At 69.2% G+C, this 4165-nt stretch carries 4 protein-coding genes; all 4 read left to right on the top strand.

The window, feature by feature from the left end; translation table 11 throughout:
* Window positions 1–190 precede the first annotated feature (190 nt).
* The 4 genes from ACFWPJ_RS26255 (at window position 191) to hisG (ending at window position 4092) form a co-directional block, all read left to right on the top strand.
* The gene (locus ACFWPJ_RS26255) at window positions 191–1006 is read left to right on the top strand and encodes a class I SAM-dependent methyltransferase (protein WP_378855158.1); all 816 of its coding nucleotides are present in this window, start codon (window positions 191–193) and stop codon (window positions 1004–1006) included.
* Window positions 1007–1015: 9 nt separating this feature from the next.
* Window positions 1016–2836: a choline/carnitine O-acyltransferase gene (locus ACFWPJ_RS26250; protein WP_378855156.1), complete on the top strand. Its 1821-nt coding sequence runs from the start codon at window positions 1016–1018 to the stop codon at window positions 2834–2836.
* A gap of 80 nt (window positions 2837–2916) precedes the next feature.
* Window positions 2917–3180 carry a phosphoribosyl-ATP diphosphatase gene (locus ACFWPJ_RS26245; protein WP_378855154.1) on the top strand — a complete coding sequence of 88 codons (264 nt, stop codon included), beginning with the start codon at window positions 2917–2919 and terminating at the stop codon, window positions 3178–3180.
* A 60-nt stretch (window positions 3181–3240) separates the two neighbouring features.
* Window positions 3241–4092: an ATP phosphoribosyltransferase gene (gene hisG, locus ACFWPJ_RS26240; protein ID WP_378855152.1), complete on the top strand. Its 852-nt coding sequence runs from the start codon at window positions 3241–3243 to the stop codon at window positions 4090–4092.
* Window positions 4093–4165: the final 73 nt, after the last annotated feature.

The raw sequence follows: 4165 nt of genomic DNA, 5'->3' as shown, positions 1-4165 counted from the left end.
GCACCGGGTCACCGAGGTGGCCGGTGCGGGACAACGACATTCGGCGATCTTCGCCTACACGGACCGGCCAGGGGTGATCGGCACTGTCGAACGCACCAGGCAGCTGTTCGGCCGTGTTCTGCCCGACCATGTGGCCGCCGCGGCCGACGCCGTCCGAGGTGACCGACTGCTCGACTGAGAGGAACCGCCCATGTCCGTTCCGTTGCACACCACCGGCAAAGCATCCTTCGACGACATCTACGAAAGCCCCGACCCGCGTGCCTACTTCGCGCGGATGAACGAGCTGGACTACCGGATCCCGGAACTGGCCAAGCCGCACTTCCAGGAGCAGTTGCGGCAGCTGCGGGCGGCGCGACCGGACCGGATCCCGACGGTGCTCGACCTGGGCTGCTCCTACGGGGTGAACGCGGCGCTGCTGCGGACCGACACGACGGTCGACGAGCTGGCCGGGCACTATCGCGACCACGCCGAGACCGACAAGGTCGGGCTGATCGCGGCGGACCGGGAGCGGTTACGCGCCGATCTGATGCCCGACGTACGCTTCGTCGGGATGGACGCCGCATGCCCGGCGCTGACCTACGCCCACGCCGCCGGATTCCTGCACGACTACGTGCACGCCGACCTCGAGGCCACCGAGCCGACCGAGGCCCAGCGCCGTGTGCTCGCCTCCGCCGATCTGGTGATCTCCACCGGATGCGTCGGCTACATCACCGAGAAAACCCTGTCCAGGGTCGCCCAAGCGGATCCGCACCGGCGACCATGGATGGCGCATTTCGTGTTGCGGATGTTCGATTTCGGTCCCATCGCCGAGGAACTCGCCGCGCTCGGCTATCGCAGCGAGCAGCGTCCCGGTATGTTCCAGCAGCGTCGCTTCGCCTCCGCCCAGGAACGTGCACAGGTGCTGGAAGCGTTGGCGGCCAAGGGAATCGACACCACCGACCACGAAGCCGAAGGCTGGCTCTACGCCAACCTGTTCGTGTCACGCCCGCATCCCACCGAGACCTGAGGATCTGGATTGAACCAACCGACGTTCGCCGCCGAGGACAGCCTGCCCCGGGTGCCGCTGCCGACACTGGACGACAGTTGCGCGCGGTTCCTGCAGTGGTGTCAGCCGCTGCTCGGCGCCGAAGAACTCGCCACCACCGAGGCCGCAGTCGCCGAACTGCTGCGGCCCGGTGGGGCGGGCCGGACCCTGCACGCCGCACTCGCCGAGTACGACGCCACGCCGGGGGTCGGCAGCTGGCTCGACGAGTTCTGGCCGTCGCGGTACCTGGGCCGCCGCGACCGGATCGCGTTGAACGCCAACTTCGTGTTCCTGTTCCGCGACGACACGCCGCTGGCCTCCTCGACCGTGGCGGGCCAGGCCGAGCGGGCCGCCGCGATCATCGGCGCCGCCGTCGACTACAAGCTGGCGCTGGATCAGGAGCAGATCCCGCCGGTCACCCAGCGCGGGCAGCAGCTGTCGATGTGGCAGAACAAGTACCTGTTCTCCGAGACCCGCATTCCGGGCGAGGTGCAGGACACCGTCCGCAAGCCCTACAGCCCGGAATGGCCTGGTCCCTCGGACGCGCGCCACATCGCGGTCTTCTACCGCGGCAACATCTTCCGGATGGACGTCATCGGTCCCGACGGCGCGCCGTACGCGTTCGAAGACGTCGCCGACGGGCTGCGCGCGGTCATCAAGGGTGGCACCAGGCCCGCGTCGACGGACACCTCCGTCGGCCACCTGACCACCAAGGCCAGGGCGGAATGGGCGCGCAGCCGGGCCGCGCTGCGCACCGAGGCGGCCAATGTCGCGGCGTTCGACGCGATCGAGACCGCGCTGTTCGCGGTGTGCCTCGAGGACTTCGCGCCGCGCGACGAACTGCACGCCTGCGATCAGCTGCTGCACGGTGACAGCGCCAACCGGTACTTCGACAAGTCGGTGTCGTTCATCGTCTTCGCCGACGGCCAGGCGGGCATCAATATCGAGCACTGCGGGCTCGACGGCACCACCGTGCTGTCGTTCGTGGACGCGCTGCTCGAGCGGACCGCGCAGGATCACGCCGCCGCCAGCGGTGCCAGCGCTCAGGGGCTGCCGCCGGTGGAGCCGGTCGAGTTCGTCCTCGACTCGGCCGCGCGCGCCGACATCGCCGCGGCGGGCGCCGACTTCGCCCGCTTCGCCGCCGACACCGCGACCGCGCTGGTCTCGTTCGACGACTTCGGCACCGGCGACGCCAAGAAGCTCGGCATCTCGCCGGACGCCTTCGCCCAGCTGGCCTACCAGCTCGCGCACCGGCGCAGCAAGGGCCTGACCGGCGCCACCTACGAGTCCATCGCGACCCGGCAGTTCCGCAACGGGCGTACCGAGGCCATGCGGGTGGTGACCCCGGAGATGGTGGCCTTCGTCGACGCGATGGTCGACGACACCGCCGACCGCGAGGCCAAGCTGGCCGCGGCCCGCACGGCGGCGTCCGCGCACGTCGGCCGGGCCAAGGAATGCCAGGCCGGACAGGCGCCCGAGCAGCACCTGTGGGAACTGCAGTGGATCCAGCGCAGGCGCGGTGCGGAACTGGGTGTCGCCGACGAGCAGATCGCGCTGTTCGACAGCCCCGGCTGGACGATCATGCGCGACGACTACCTGAGCACCAGCTCGGCCCCGTCAGTCCACATCCGCTACTTCGGTTTCGGCTCCACCAGCCCCACCTGCATCGGCATCGCCTACGTGCTGCTGCCGGACCGCTGGAACATCTACCTGGCCACCCCCAAGTCCGTGGCCGACCAGATGTACGCCTTCGCCGACCACCTGCGCACCGCGGTCGCCGACCTGCGCGACCTGCTGGCAGACCCATCCTGACCGGTGCCCGCGCATCGTGGCCGCGAGCGGCTGCGGTGCGCGGGAAAACCGGTGTACAGGATGTGAAACAATCTTTCCTCGTGAAGAACTTCGAATCCCTGTTCGCCGAGCTGACCGAGCGTGCCCAGACCCGCCCCGAGGGATCTGGCACCGTGGCCGCGTTGGTCGCCGGCGTCCATTTCCAGGGTAAGAAGGTGCTCGAGGAGGCCGGTGAGATCTGGCTGGCCGCCGAGCACGAGAGCGACGAAGCACTCGCCGAGGAGATCTCCCAGCTGCTGTACTGGGTTCAGGTGATGATGGTGGGTCGCGGGCTGAAGCTCGAGGACGTGTACCGACATCTGTGACGGCTGATCCGTCCGGTCGACACCTCCTCCCGTCTTCTCCCCGAAAGGACCCCCATTCCCATGTTGCGCGTCGCAGTTCCCAACAAGGGTTCGCTGTCGGAATCCGCCGTCTCGATCCTGAGCGAGGCCGGTTACCGCAAACGCACCGACTCCCGCGAGCTGACCGTCCTCGACCCCGTCAACCAGGTCGAGTTCTTCTTCCTGCGGCCCAAGGACATCGCCATCTACGTCGGCTCCGGTGAGCTCGACCTCGGCATCACCGGCCGCGACCTGGCCCTGGACTCCGGTTCGCCGGTCAGCGAGCGCCTCTCGCTCGGCTTCGGCCGCTCGTCCTTCCGCTACGCCGCCCCGGCCGGTGCGGACTGGAAGGTCGAGGATCTGGCGGGCAAGCGCATCGCCACCTCCTACCCGAACCTGGTCCGCGCCGACCTGGCGCGGTTCGGCATCGAGGCCGAGGTGATCCGCCTCGACGGCGCCGGGGAGATCTCGATCCAGCGCCGCCGCGCCGACGCGCTCGCCCCAGTGGTGGGCTCCGGCCGCACCCTGCGCCAGCACAACCTGGTCGCCTTCGGTGACTCGCTGTGCGATTCCGAGGGCGTGCTGATCGAACGCACCGGTTCCGACCAGAACGACCGGGCGCGCAACCAGCTCATCGCCCGCATCCAGGGTGTCGTGTTCGCCCAGCAGTACCTGATGCTCGACTACGACTGCCCCAAGTCCCTGCTCGACGAGGCCGTCGCGATCACCCCCGGCCTGGAATCGCCCACGGTCTCCCCGCTCACCGACCCCGACTGGGTCGCGGTGCGCGCCCTGGTCCCGCGCAAGCAGGGCAACGACCTGATGGACCGCCTCGCCGACCTCGGCGCCAAGGCGATCCTGGCCACCGACATCCGCTCCTGCCGCGCGTTCTGACCTCGTTTCGCCCCTGACCTGCCGCCTGCGTTAGCGGGTGAGGTAAAGCGCGGGGGGGGGGGTGCGTGTGTGC

The organism is Nocardia sp. NPDC058497 (assembly GCF_042720195.1).
Taxonomy (GTDB): Bacteria; Actinomycetota; Actinomycetes; order Mycobacteriales; family Mycobacteriaceae; genus Nocardia.
This window is presented reverse-complemented; position numbering and strand designations above follow the sequence as displayed.